Source organism: Pseudomonas sp. R11F, assembly GCF_050312575.1.
Classification (GTDB): domain Bacteria; phylum Pseudomonadota; class Gammaproteobacteria; order Pseudomonadales; family Pseudomonadaceae; genus Aquipseudomonas; species Aquipseudomonas palleroniana.
On record NZ_JBNPJU010000012.1, the window covers coordinates 81,311 to 94,329 of the forward strand.

At 60.1% G+C, this 13,019-nt stretch carries 13 protein-coding genes; 3 read left to right on the forward strand and 10 right to left on the reverse strand.

Features of this window, described 5'->3' with window-relative positions; all coding sequences use genetic code 11:
- Positions 1-83 precede the first annotated feature (83 nt).
- The 3 genes from tsaB to ppc form a co-directional block, all read right to left on the reverse strand.
- A complete protein-coding gene (gene tsaB, locus ACQRBV_RS02900) occupies positions 84-770 on the reverse strand; it encodes a tRNA (adenosine(37)-N6)-threonylcarbamoyltransferase complex dimerization subunit type 1 TsaB (RefSeq protein ID WP_060754013.1) in 687 nt (228 codons plus the stop codon).
- Positions 771-860: 90 nt separating this feature from the next.
- A complete protein-coding gene (gene adk, locus ACQRBV_RS02905) occupies positions 861-1,508 on the reverse strand; it encodes an adenylate kinase (protein WP_010212617.1) in 648 nt (215 codons plus the stop codon).
- Between the two features lie 297 nt (positions 1,509-1,805).
- Positions 1,806-4,433 (reverse strand): phosphoenolpyruvate carboxylase, encoded by a 2,628-nt coding sequence (gene ppc, locus ACQRBV_RS02910; RefSeq protein ID WP_244384134.1) that lies wholly within the window; start codon positions 4,431-4,433, stop codon positions 1,806-1,808.
- Between the two features lie 183 nt (positions 4,434-4,616).
- Here ppc and ACQRBV_RS02915 point away from each other — a divergent pair, with 183 nt between their 5' ends.
- The 3 genes from ACQRBV_RS02915 to ACQRBV_RS02925 all read left to right on the forward strand — a co-directional run bounded on the left by ACQRBV_RS02915 (position 4,617) and on the right by ACQRBV_RS02925 (position 6,511).
- Positions 4,617-4,961 carry a hypothetical protein gene (locus tag ACQRBV_RS02915; RefSeq protein WP_060754011.1) on the forward strand — a complete coding sequence of 115 codons (345 nt, stop codon included), beginning with the start codon at positions 4,617-4,619 and terminating at the stop codon, positions 4,959-4,961.
- A 283-nt stretch (positions 4,962-5,244) separates the two neighbouring features.
- Positions 5,245-5,670, forward strand: coding sequence for a DUF4398 domain-containing protein (locus ACQRBV_RS02920; RefSeq protein ID WP_060754010.1), 426 nt, complete (start codon positions 5,245-5,247; stop codon positions 5,668-5,670).
- 55 nt (positions 5,671-5,725) lie between these two features.
- Positions 5,726-6,511: an OmpA family protein gene (locus ACQRBV_RS02925; RefSeq protein WP_060754009.1), complete on the forward strand. Its 786-nt coding sequence runs from the start codon at positions 5,726-5,728 to the stop codon at positions 6,509-6,511.
- Positions 6,512-6,561: 50 nt separating this feature from the next.
- Here ACQRBV_RS02925 and ACQRBV_RS02930 read toward each other — a convergent pair whose 3' ends face one another.
- The 7 genes from ACQRBV_RS02930 to prfB all read right to left on the reverse strand — a co-directional run bounded on the left by ACQRBV_RS02930 (position 6,562) and on the right by prfB (position 12,946).
- A complete protein-coding gene (locus ACQRBV_RS02930; protein ID WP_158510685.1) occupies positions 6,562-6,702 on the reverse strand; it encodes a hypothetical protein in 141 nt (46 codons plus the stop codon).
- A 152-nt stretch (positions 6,703-6,854) separates the two neighbouring features.
- Entirely contained in the window at positions 6,855-7,181 is a 327-nt protein-coding gene (locus tag ACQRBV_RS02935; protein WP_104995690.1) for a hypothetical protein, read from the reverse strand.
- Positions 7,178-8,083 carry an alpha/beta hydrolase gene (locus ACQRBV_RS02940; RefSeq protein ID WP_060754007.1) on the reverse strand — a complete coding sequence of 302 codons (906 nt, stop codon included), beginning with the start codon at positions 8,081-8,083 and terminating at the stop codon, positions 7,178-7,180. Before ACQRBV_RS02940 ends, ACQRBV_RS02935 begins: the two co-directional genes overlap by 4 nt.
- A gap of 27 nt (positions 8,084-8,110) precedes the next feature.
- Positions 8,111-9,388, reverse strand: coding sequence for a flavohemoglobin expression-modulating QEGLA motif protein (locus ACQRBV_RS02945; protein WP_060754006.1), 1,278 nt, complete (start codon positions 9,386-9,388; stop codon positions 8,111-8,113).
- Between the two features lie 73 nt (positions 9,389-9,461).
- Complete coding sequence (locus ACQRBV_RS02950; RefSeq protein WP_174554022.1) at positions 9,462-10,178, reverse strand: TetR/AcrR family transcriptional regulator; 717 nt, start codon at positions 10,176-10,178, stop codon at positions 9,462-9,464.
- Between the two features lie 106 nt (positions 10,179-10,284).
- On the reverse strand, positions 10,285-11,787 hold the full coding sequence (lysS, locus tag ACQRBV_RS02955; protein WP_060754004.1) for a lysine--tRNA ligase: 1,503 nt from the start codon (positions 11,785-11,787) through the stop codon (positions 10,285-10,287).
- A gap of 63 nt (positions 11,788-11,850) precedes the next feature.
- Positions 11,851-12,946, reverse strand: a protein-coding gene (gene prfB / locus ACQRBV_RS02960; RefSeq protein WP_104995687.1) for a peptide chain release factor 2 whose coding sequence is annotated in 2 segments (ribosomal slippage) — positions 11,851-12,873 and positions 12,875-12,946 — 1,095 coding nt in all. Because the reading frame shifts where the segments join, the coding sequence is not laid out codon by codon here.
- Positions 12,947-13,019: the final 73 nt, after the last annotated feature.

Genomic DNA, 13,019 nt, shown 5'->3' on the forward strand with positions numbered 1-13,019 from the left:
CACATAATTTGTAAAAGGTTTAGAAACCCGCGCAAATTCTGACGATTGGCGAAATTTGTCGGCCAAATCCCGCCTTTTTGACGTCAAATAATCCCGCGTTCGGCCTTGGTCTGCGCCACTTTATCGCGAAGATAAACCGGTGCCGCCTGATCGGCCGGGATCGCTTCGCCGCGCTCGAAAGCGAAACGCGCCAGGGTCAGCAAGTCTTGCGCATGGGGCAACATATCGGCGGCCTGGCCGACGGTCTTCACGCCGAGACGCTCACCGTAACCCCAGCCGGTGCCGGCACCGAACCAATCGCCTTGGGCGTCATCGGGCAATACGGACGCCTCTGGCGCCTGAACCACTTCACTCCCCACCAGACGCATTTCCCCGGCGGTTTCGCGATAGCATCCCCAATACACTTCATCCATGCGCGCATCAATGGCCGCCGCGACCTGGGTCGCACCGTGCTCACGCAGCGCGCGCTGGGCCAGCACCGCGAGATTGGAGACCGGCAACACCGGGCGCTCCAACGCAAACGCCAGGCCCTGTACCACGCCGATGGCAATACGCACGCCGGTGAATGCACCAGGGCCACGGCCGAAGGCGATGGCATCCACGGCAGCAAGCGTGGTGCCCGCCTCCTCAAGCAGTTGCTTGATCATCGGCAACAGCTTCTGCGCATGCAGGCGCGGGATCACCTCGTAGTGGCTCGTTACCTTGCCATCGTGCAGCAAGGCGACGGAGCAAGCTTCAGTCGCGGTGTCCAGGGCCAGCAGGGTGCTCATCGGTGTGGGTGTCCAAGTCGAAAAAAAGTGCGCCAGTATAAACAACAACGGCCCGCAAGCGGGCCGTTGTAGATGAAGCTGATCAATGAATCAGCTCAGAGCCTGCAGCACCTTGGCGGTGATGGCTTCTACCGAACCGACGCCAGGGATGTGGCTGTACTTCGGCTTGCCCTGTGCAGCGGACAGCTTCTGGTAGAAGTCCACCAGCGGTTTGGTCTGGGAATGGTAGACCGAGAGACGATGGCGCACGGTTTCTTCCGTATCGTCCTTGCGCTGCACCAGGTCTTCGCCGGTGACATCGTCCTTGCCTTCAACCTTGGGCGGGTTGTAGACGGTGTGGTACACGCGACCCGAGGCTTCGTGAACGCGACGACCGGCGATACGTTGCACGATCTCTTCGTCCTCGACGGCGATTTCAACCACCGCATCCAGCTCCACGCCGGCCTTCACCAAGGCTTCAGCCTGGGGAATGGTGCGCGGGAAGCCGTCGAACAGAAAACCGTTCTTGCAATCTTCCTGGCTGATGCGTTCCTTGACCAGGTTGATGATCAGGTCATCGGAGACCAGGCCGCCGCTGTCCATCACGCTCTTGGCGATCAGGCCCAGCTCGGTGCCGGCCTTGACGGCAGCACGCAGCATGTCGCCGGTGGAGATTTGTGGAATGCCGAACTTCTCAGTGATGAACTTCGCCTGAGTACCTTTACCGGCCCCGGGAGCTCCCAGCAGAATGACGCGCATCGATGTGCTCCTCAATTTTTTATAGAGATGGTGCCCGGATTCGCCGCGTAGGGGCAAATCTCGTAGAAATATGAAGCTTGAATATGTGGGTCCAGGCCGAATCAAACGGCCAAAGGCTGATCAAGATACACAGCGGGCCGTCACCATACAAGCCGCCAAAAGTCGCAGGAACCCGCGCCGAACATGCGTCATAGGTAGGGTATGCCTGAGTGCAACCCGCCGGCACAAACGCCGACCGCCCGTTTCCGGGCGGCCGTCGTGGTTTATCTGCAAGCCGTTGAGAACACTTGGAAAACTTCAGCCGGTATTGCGCAAGCCGGCGGCAATACCGGCCACGGACACCAGCAGCGCCTGTTCCAGAGGGCTGTCTTGCTCGGCTTCCTGTTGACGCGAGCGTGCCAGCAACTCGGCCTGCAGCAGGTGCAGAGGGTCGAGGTAGGTGTTACGCAGACGGATGAACTCCAGGGTGTCCGGGCTATGGGCCAGCAGTTGCGACTGACCGGTCAGGCCAAGTACCACGCTGCATGCCTGCGACAATAGGTCGCGTAAGTGCGCACCCAGCGGCAACAGGTCAGGCTGCACCAAACGCTCGTCATACAGGCGGGCAATGTCGGCATCGGCCTTGGCCAGCACCATTTCCAGCATGTCGATGCGCGTGCGGAAGAACGGCCACTGTTCGCGCATCTGCCCCAGCAACTCACCTTCGCCGCGTTCCAGCGCCTTGCTCAAGGCGGCCTCCCAGCCCAGCCAGGCCGGCAACATCAGGCGGGTCTGGGTCCAGCCGAAGATCCACGGAATGGCGCGCAGGCTTTCAATGCCCCCCGCACGCCTTTTGGCCGGGCGACTGCCCAGTGGCAGACGCCCCAGCTCCTGCTCCGGCGTGGATTGGCGGAAGTACTCGACGAACTGCGGATTTTCCCGCACTACGGCGCGGTAGGCGCTGACACCGTCGGCGGCCAGTTCGTCCATCAAATCACGCCAGGCAGGCTCGGGTGGCGGCGGAGGCAGCAGGGTGGCTTCCAGTACGGCCGCCAGGTAAAGGTTGAGGTTTTGCTCGGCAATGTCGGGCAGGCCGAACTTGAAGCGGATCATTTCGCCTTGTTCAGTGGTGCGAAAGCGCCCCGCCACCGAACCCGGCGGCTGCGACAGAATCGCCTCGTGAGCCGGGCCGCCGCCACGGCCGACGGTGCCGCCGCGACCATGGAACAACAGCAGTTCCACCTGTTGCTCGCGGCAGATATCCACCAGGCGTTCCTGCGCCCGGTACTGCGCCCAGGCAGCGGCTGTGGTGCCCGCGTCCTTGGCCGAGTCCGAGTAGCCGATCATCACTTCCTGCGGCCCTTGCAGGCGCGCCCTGTAGCCCGGTAACTGCAACAGCGTTGCCATCACCGGCCCGGCGTTATCCAGGTCGGCCAGGGTCTCAAACAGCGGCACCACACGCATCGGGCGTTGAACGCCCGACTCCTTGAGCAGCAATTGCACCGCCAGCACATCCGACGCGGCGCCCGCCATGGAGATGACATAGGAGCCCAGCGACGCCGCCGGGGCGGCAGCGATTTCCTTGCAGGTATTCAACACCTCAGCGGTCTCCGCAGAGGGTTTGAAGTAGCCCGGCAACAAGGGCCGGCGATTGGCCAACTCCTTCATCAGGAAGGCGATACGGGCCTCTTCGTCCCAGTCCTCATAGCGGCCGAGGCCAAGGTAATCGGTGATTTCGGTCATGGCCGCCGAATGTCGACTGGAATCCTGACGCACATCGAGACGCACCAGGAACAAGCCGAATGTCACCGCACGACGCAGGCAATCGAGCAGCGGCCCATCGGCGATCACGCCCATGCCGCACTCATGCAGCGACTGGTAGCACAGCTCCAACGGCTCCAGCAGCTCGCGGTTGTTTTGCAGCACTTCGGCGGTGGCCGGCGTGGCGGCCGTCAACGCGGTGTGCGCCCATTGGCGCGTGGCGCGCAGCCGTTCACGCAGTTGCTTGAGCAAGGCGCGATAGGGTTCAACGCTGTCACCGACCCTGGCTTGCAATGCCGGGCTGGCTTGCTGCATCGACAACTCCGAGGCCAGGTGGTCGACATCACGCAAATACAGGTCGGCCGCCATCCAGCGTGCCAGCAGCAGCACTTCACGGGTGACCGGTGCGGTGACGTTGGGGTTACCGTCGCGATCCCCGCCCATCCACGAGGCAAAACGAATCGGCGCCGCCTCCAGGGGCAGATGCAATCCGGTAGCGGCGAATAACGCCTTGTCGGCCTTGCGCAGATAATTGGGAATGGCGTGCCACAACGAATGCTCGATCACCGCAAAGCCCCATTTGGCCTCATCCACCGGGGTGGGTCGTACGCGGCGGATTTCTTCGGTGTGCCAGGCTTCAGCGATCAGCCGTTGCAGGCGCTCGCGGATCTGCTCGCGCTCGGCCGTGGTGAGATCACGGTGATCCTGCAGGGCCAGTTGCGCGGCAATCGCATCGTACTTCTGGATCAGGGTACGACGGGCGACTTCGGTGGGGTGGGCCGTGAGCACCAGTTCGATCTCCAGCCGCGCCAATTGGCGGGCCAGGGACTCGTTGCTGTGACCTTCGCGCTGCAGGCGGGCCAGCAATTGCGGGAGCACCCGGGACTCGAAGGGTGCCGGCTGCGACTCATCGCGTCGATGAATCAGCTGGTACTGCTCGGCGATGTTGGCCAGGTTAAGGAACTGGTTGAAGGCTCGCGCTACAGGCAGCAGTTCATTTTCCTGCAACTGGTTCAGGCTGGCGCTCAATTCATCGCCAGCCCCTCGCCGGTCAGCCTTGGCGCCTTTGCGGATCTGCTCGATCTTGTCGAGAAAATCATCACCGTACTGCTCTCGAATGGTGTTGCCCAACAGCTCACCCAGCAGGTGAACATCCTCGCGCAAGCGTGCATCGATATCACTCATCAGCCAATCTCCAGCCAGAAATCCGGGACGCGCAGGGGTTCAAGAGTGCCGCCGACGTCGGTTTCTGACAAGGCTTTAAACCTTATCAATTGCAGCTAGTCTCAACTATGAGTCGCCGTGTTATCCACATCGGCGACTGGTCACTCATCAGCGCCCGCAACCCGCGGGCATATTGAGGTAGCCATGAAAATTCGAGAACTGGCCCAGCATTGGGAAGAAACCGCCAAGGGTCGCATGACCAAAACCGAATACGCGATCCATCTGGATGTGGAGGCCGCCGCGAGGCTGGCCGCCATTGCCGAGATGTACCCCAAGCGCCACACCGAAGAACTGCTCGGCGAACTGATCGGCGCCGCCCTTGAAGAGCTCGAAGCCAGCTTTCCGTACATCAAGGGTCAACAGGTGATTGCCACCGATGAAGAGGGCGATCCGTTGTATGAGGACGTCGGCCCTACCCCACGTTTTCTCAGCCTGTCGCGACGCTATCTGCATGATTTTTCGGCGAGTGCCGATAAACAGAAGCACTGACGGACCACTCTAAAAACCGGTAAAACCCTTGTATTCCGGGCCTTTCACAGGCTCGGAGTACCGCTGCGCGCGAAGAAAGTTCCATCCTAAAAACGCTGACCAGTCAGTCAAATATTTTTTTAGGCAAATCGCCATCTTCTCTGAACTTTTGAAAAAAGCCTCAGGTCACAGCCAGTAAGCCATCAACTTGGAACGGCCGTTTGAAAGGGCATTTCGAGCTTTACCGCCGGGCCCCAACCGCTGACCAACGAAGTGGATTTTGATGTTTTTCAGGAGTTATCCAATGGAGTTGAAGACGATGAAAACCAGCACTGCCAAATCCTCGTTTAACCACCTGCGCGGGCTCAAATTGGCCGCGCTGGCGATCGGCACCAGCTTCGTACTGGCGGGTTGCGCAGGCAACCCTCCGACTGAGCAATACGCGGTGACTCAATCGGCTGTTAACAGCGCAGTCAGCGCTGGCGGTACCGAGTTCGCGGCTGTGGAAATGAAATCGGCCCAGGACAAGCTCAAAGAAGCCGAAATCGCCATGCACGACAAGAACTACGACAAAGCCCGTCAGTTGGCTGAACAAGCCGAATGGGACGCTCGCGTTGCAGAGCGCAAAGCCCAGGCCGCCAAAGCTCAACAGGCCGTGAAGGACTCCGAGAAAGCTGTTCAGGAGCTGCGTCAGGAAGGCATGCGCCCAGCTGTTATCAAGCAGCAATAAGCCGCCGCCCCTGATTGCAATGCACCCGAAATCGAATTGAAAGGACGACACGATTATGCGTAAACAACTGATGATCCCTGCCCTGTTGGCAATGAGCGTTGCTCTGGCGGCGTGCTCCACCCCACCGAACCAGAACCTGGAAAACGCCAAGACCAATTTCGCGGCTTTGCAGACCAACCCGCAAGCCACCAAGTTGGCGGCCCTGGAAACCAAGGACGCCAGCGATTGGCTGGACAAGGCTGAAAAAGCCTACCGTGACAAGGAAGACGAGAAGAAAGTCGACCAGTTGGCCTACCTGACCAACCAGCGCGTTGAAGTGGCCAAAGACACCATCGTGCTGCGTGAATCCGAAGCCAAGCTGAAAAACGCCGGTGACGAACGTGCCCGCGCCCTGCTGCAAGCCCGTGATGCGCAGATCAAGCAATTGCAAGACAGCTTGAACGCCAAGCAGACTGATCGTGGCACCCTGGTGACTTTCGGTGACGTGCTGTTCGCCACCAACAAGTCCGACCTGAAATCCAGCGGCCTGGTCAACATCACCAAGCTGGCGCAGTTCCTGCGCGATAACCCGGACCGTAAAGTGATCGTCGAAGGCTACACCGACAGCACCGGTTCCGATTCGTACAACCAGAGCCTGTCCGAGCGTCGTGCCGCTTCGGTACAACGTGCACTGGCTCAACAAGGCGTGGATATCTCGCGCATCGTGACCCAGGGTTACGGCAAGGAATACCCGGTTGCCGACAACGGCAGCGCATCGGGCCGTGCCATGAACCGTCGCGTTGAAGTGACCATCTCCAACGACAACCAGCCAGTCAAGCCGCGCTCCAGCCTGGCTAACTGATTGATTGAAGCTGGATAAAAAAACCCACCGGAGACGGTGGGTTTTTTCGTTCAGTACTGGATCTGGGGTTTATTTTCGTCGGCGCCGAAAGGATCAAACTCCAGCTTGCGCTTCAGTTCATCTCGCTTCGCTTGGGGCGACTCAGCCTCGCACTCGCTGCACTCATCCAGAATCTGCTGCGCCCGGGCCATGTCCAACATCCTACTGATCGCACCGATATTCACCGTGACTTCCCCCCTGGCTGACTATTCGTAAGTTACCCGTCAGCACCGCTGACTGGGCATTGAGTGGCGTCTTACGGAATACGGTTCCAGATATTTCAGAAACGGTTAATTGGAGCGATTTACTGCTGAAGTTGCGGTGTTTCCTGGCCGAGGCAGCGCACAGCCTGTTTCTTGTTGTTGACCAGCACACCGCTGAGGCCCTTCTGTTCGGTGTCGAACATCACCAGCACACCGTCAACGCACTGCGCCACCTGCGCGGCCGGGGTCAGGGAGATTTTGTAATCCTCTCCCGGCACGGTCTTGAGCATCGTGAAATCGCTCAGAAGCAATGCGTCCTCCGGCTTGGCGAAATGCAGGTAGCCATAAAACCACAGGCAACCGACGGTACCGATGATGGTGCCGATACCGGTGAGGATCAGTGGGATCATGTTGCGTTCTTCACTCATTGCGGGCTCTCTGATGAATCAACTTTAGGAGTCGGATAATTCGGGATCTCGCCCAGGCGGCGCAGGCCGTTGAAGTGCTGCGGGTCGTCCAGATAACGCAGCATCACGGTCTGCCAGGTCGTGTCGGCAAAGGTCTGCACATGATCGCCACGGGTCAGTTGCAATACACGCGGCGGCGGCGCGGCCTGATACAAGCGGATACCGTTGGCCAGCGGCACAATCGGGTCATCCAGGCTATGGAACAGCAGCTTGGGTACACCGGTCAGCGCCGGCATGGCGTTGATCGCACTGTCGGCGTCGGGCACCAGCCAGGACAGCGGCACCTGGAATGGCCATGTTAACCAGGAAGTGCTCAAGGCGAATTGCCCTACGTCACGATAACTGGCGGGCACGCCATCCAGCACCAAGGCCTTCAGTTGGGGTTGGCGCTCCGGGTGCGCGGCCAGGTAATGCACAGCCAGCGCACCGCCCAGGCTTTGCCCCAGGATAACCAGGGGTTGGCCCCGGGTTTCAGGCGCTTGATCGAGCCATTGCCAGGCCGCATCGATATCCTGGTAAATCGCCGGCAATGACGGTTTACCCTCCGATAACCCGTAGCCACGGTAGTCGAGCATCAACACCTGATAGCCCTGCTCCGGCAACCACCAACTGCCACCGAGGTGCCAGGCCAGGTTGCCGCCATTGCCGTGCAGGTGAAGCACCGTGCCCTTGAGCGGCACGCCGGGCTTGGCCGGCAACCACCAGGCGTGAAGTTTTACCCCGTCAGCGGTCGTGAGGGTGACGTCACGGTAGTGCAGGTGCGCTTTTTCCGGCGTGAACGGCAGGCCGGGTTCGGGATAGAACAGCAGCGAACTGCAGCCGCTCAATGTCAGTAACAGGCACAGAATGCCGAGGACTCTCATCCGTTAAAGCCTCCACAGGCCAATACCCTAAAGAATATTGGAGTAATCGGCCTCGATCCGGTCCAGGCTCAAGTGGTTGAGGAAGTTGGAAAAGCACATCCAGGCCGCCAACGCGTTCATGTCGCGAAACTGCTCGGGCAGGTATTTGGGCGGTACCACCAGGCCTTCGTCGACCAGTTGGCGCAAGGTGCGCATGTCTTCCAGGGTGGTCTTGCCGCAGAACAGCAGCGGCACTTGCTCCAGCTTGCCTTTGCGCACGGCGAGCTGGATGTAGTTGTAGACCATGATAAAGCCCTTGAGGTAGGACAGATCCTTGGTAAACGGTAAGCCGGTCGGCACCGAACCTCGGAACACCCGGCTGGCATTGCCGTAGCTTTCAGCCATCTCAAAGCCCTGCTCGCGGAAGAACTCGAACACCTGCAGGAAGTCGGCGCCCTCTTCCACCATATGGATGGCGCGGGTGCGGTTGGTCAATTTACGCAAGCGGCTTGGGTAAGAGGCGAAGGTGATGATTTCCATCAGAATCGCCAAGCCTTCCTGGGTCACGGTGGACGACGGTGGGCCCTTGGACAGGAACGTGCAGATCGGCTGGTTCAGGCCGTTAAGGGTGGTGCCGACGTGGACCAGACCTTCATGCACCTCCAGGGCGCGCACATCGCGCTCGTTGAACATCGCGTCGGCGCGGATCTTGATGTAGTCGGCCCCCGCCGCAGCGTCGGCGACGATACCGTCGGACTCGAACACACGGATGGTTTCCTCGGCCTCGCCAAACACTTTATTCAAGCGGGTTTGCAGCAAGGCGACGGCATCCTTGGCCGTCAGGGTCTTGGCTTCGTCCTTGAGGTCGCCACGGCCGTCGATATTGTTCAGGTAGTCGGAGAGCATCAGGCCGAGGTCCGCCAGGGTCGGGTCGCCGGCATGGAACGCATCGGAGGCGGCACCGTACAGCTCCTGGGAAATCAGGCCGAAATCCTCGGTGCCGCGGGCTTCGAGCATGCGCACGACCATGCGGTACTCGCGGCACATGCGGCGCATGATCTGCCCGACCGGGCTGAATTGGCCGAGACGGCGGGTAATGTCCCGCTCGATGTTCTGGAACTCCAGCTTCACGGCGCTGGAATCGAACGACAACGGTCGGTTGAGGTAGTAATCACGATCCACGGCAGGCATGGCCTTGCCCTTGGCCTTGAGAAACCCCTGGCGAATATTTTCGTCCCACTTCACGGCGTCAAGGACGCGAATCGGTGTTTGCGCCAGCACAATGCGATCAGACAAGGTGCGTATCGTCTGCTGGTAATCGTCCACCTGGTGCTTCCTCTATAAACGTTATCGGCTCGCGCGCTGCAGGTGCAAGGTGAGTTTTACCTGGAGCGTAGTGTCAGACCGAGGCCAACACCAAATGCATGTATCGCTTGAGAATCGCGAGCATCTCTTCACCGGTCAGCGGCTCCAGACCGTCAAGCAGGCCCTGATACTCCATCCGACCGATAATCGCCGTCAACACTTTGGCATCCTGTTGCGGCTCGCGAGAGCCCAGTACCTGGAAAAACTGCCCGGTGCCCTGCAACAGAATCTGCTGGTGGGAACGCACCAGCTCGGCCAGGCGCGGGTTGAGCAGCGCTTCCTGACGAAACGCCTGCTCGGCCATCAGGTACTCGCGACGGTTGGTCAACTGGCGCAAGACGTAATCGGCGGTCAGCCGCGCAATATCATCGGCCAATTGCGAACGGGATTCGGGGCTGCCGTCACCATAAGCGACCATTTCGCGCAGCAGGCCCTCATTGCGCACCCACAGCTTGCCCATGTAGGCCGCGCTGCGTTCGACGTATTGGGCAAACGTGTCGGTGAGCAGATCATCGATATCCTTGAAGTAATAGGTGGTTGCGGACAGCGGCACTCCCGCCTCCGCCGCCACGGCGCGATGGCGCACGGCGCGCACGCCGTCACGCACCACGATGCGCATCGCCGCATCGAGAATGTCTTGCCGACGTTGCTCGCTGCCCCGGCGACTGGCCTTGCGGCCCTGGTACTGGACACTTTCAGCCACGGCAGCCGCAATGCCGGCGGCGCCTTCTTGAGCCATTACGCGGTTCACCACACACATCCTTGCATTGATCAAAATCTGGCGCTGTTCGCTTGACGCTTATAGACGCCGCATAAAAAAGCCGCCTTATATAAGGCGGCTTCGGATTACGCTACGGTCACGCTTGTGGCCGCATGTGCGGGAACAAGATCACATCGCGGATCGACGGTGAGTTGGTCAACAACATCACCAGGCGGTCGATGCCGATACCTTCGCCCGCCGTCGGCGGCATGCCGTACTCCAGGGCGCGGACAAAATCGGCGTCGTAGTGCATGGCTTCGTCGTCGCCGGCGTCCTTGTCGGCCACCTGGGCCATGAAGCGCTCGGCCTGGTCTTGCGCGTCGTTAAGCTCGGAGTAAGCGTTGGCGATTTCGCGGCCGCCGATGAACAGCTCGAAACGGTCGGTGACGTTCGGGTTGTCGTCGTTGCGACGGGCCAGCGGCGACACTTCGAACGGGTACTGGGTAATGAAGTGCGGCTGTTCGAGCTTGTGCTCCACCAGCTCTTCGAAAATCATCACCTGCAGTTTGCCCAGGCCTTCGAAACCCAGCACCTTGGCGCCGGCTTTCTTGGCAATGGCACGGGCCTTGTCGATGTCGTTCAGGTCGTCAGCGGTCAACTCAGGGTTGTACTTGAGGATCGAATCGAACACCGACAGGCGCACGAACGGCTCGCCGAAGTGGAACACCTTGTCGCCGTACGGTACGTCGGTGCTGCCCAGGACCAACTGCGCCAGCTCGCGGAACAGCTCTTCGGTCAGGTCCATGTTGTCTTCGTAGTCGGCGTAAGCCTGGTAGAACTCCAACATGGTGAATTCTGGGTTGTGACGAGTCGAAACGCCTTCGTTACGGAAGTTGCGGTTGATCTCGAAAACTTTCTCGAAGCCGCCCACCACCAGGCGCTTGAGGTACAGCTCGGGGGCAATACGCAGGAACATTTCCATGTCCAGCGCATTGTGGTGGGTTTCGAACGGCTTGGCTGCAGCGCCGCCAGGAATGGTCTGCAACATCGGCGTTTCGACTTCAAGGAAGTCGCGCTTCATCAGGAAGCTGCGGATGTGCGCGATGACTTGCGAACGCACGCGGAAGGTCTGGCGCACGTCTTCGTTGACGATCAGGTCAACGTAGCGCTGGCGGTAGCGCTGTTCGGTGTCGGTCAGGCCGTGGTGCTTGTCCGGCAGCGGGCGCAGGGATTTGGTCAGCAGGCGCACGCTGGTCATTTCGACGTACAGGTCACCCTTGCCGGAACGGGCCAGGGTGCCTTCGGCGGCGATGATGTCGCCCATGTCCCAGGTTTTCACCGCGGCCAGGGTTTCTTCAGGCAAGGTCTTGCGGTTGACGTAGACCTGGATACGCCCGGTCATGTCCTGGATCACCAGGAACGAACCACGGTCGAGCATGATGCGACCGGCAACCTTGACCGGGATTGCAGCCTCTGCCAGCTCTTCCTTGGTCTTGTCCGCGTACTGTTTCTGCAAGGCATCGCAGTAGTTGTCGCGGCGGAAGTCGTTGGGGAAGGCATTGCCCTTGGCGCGCTCGGCAGCAAGCTTTTCCTTGCGCAGGGCGATCAGGGAGTTTTCTTCCTGTTGCAGGGCTTGCGGGTCGAGTTGTTGGTCGCTCATGTCTTTAAATCTTCCATCAGGTTCGTTGTCCCCGGCCTGCGGCCGGGGATCGCCGGCAAGGGATTACAGGCCGGATTTCAGGCTGGCTTCCAGGTATTCGTCGATATCACCGTCGAGTACCTTGTCACAATCGCTGCGTTCGATGTTGGTGCGCAGATCCTTGATCCGCGACGCGTCGAGCACATAGGAGCGGATCTGGTGACCCCAGCCGATATCCGACTTGGTGTCTTCCAGCGCCTGGGAAGCGGCGTTGCGCTTCTGCATTTCCTGCTCGTACAACTTGGCCCGCAGCATTTTCATGGCGGTGTCCTTGTTCGCGTGCTGGGAACGTTCGTTCTGGCAGCTGACCACCGTGTTGGTCGGCACGTGGGTGATACGCACGGCCGAGTCGGTGGTGTTTACGTGCTGGCCACCGGCGCCGGAGGAGCGATAGGTGTCGATCCGCAGGTCGGCCGGGTTGATCTCGATTTCCACCTTGTCATCGATCTCCGGCGAGACGAACACCGCAGAGAACGAAGTATGGCGACGGTTGCCGGAGTCGAACGGGCTCTTGCGCACCAGGCGGTGCACGCCGATCTCGGTACGCAGCCAACCAAAGGCGTATTCGCCCTTGATATGCACGGTCGCGCCCTTGATACCGGCGACTTCACCGGCCGACAATTCCATGATGGTGGCGTCGAAACCGCGTTTGTCGGCCCAGCGCAGGTACATGCGCAACAGGATGTTGGCCCAGTCCTGGGCTTCGGTGCCGCCGGAACCGGCCTGGATATCCAGGTAGGCGTTGTTCGGGTCCATTTCGTGGCTGAACATGCGACGGAATTCAAGCTTGGCGAGGTTTTCCTCGAGACGGGCCAGCTCGGCGACGACATCGCCCACTGCGCCTTCGTCGTTTTCTTCGACGGCCATGTCCAGCAGGTCTCGGCAATCGGCCAGACCGGCATTCAATTCGTCGAGGGTGTCGACGATCTGCGCCAGCGCAGCGCGCTCGCGGCCCAGTTCCTGGGCGTATTCAGGTTTGTTCCAGACACTCGGATCTTCAAGCTCGCGATTGACTTCGGTCAGACGCTCATGCTTTTGATCGTAGTCAAAGATACCCCCGAATAGTTTCGGAGCGCTCGGACAGGTCCTTGATGGTGTTAAGGATCGGGTTGATTTCCATGGCGGGCAGCACTCGTTGGCGAACTTTTGAAAGCCGGCGAGTATAACGGCAATCGGGCTGAAACGGCAGCCCG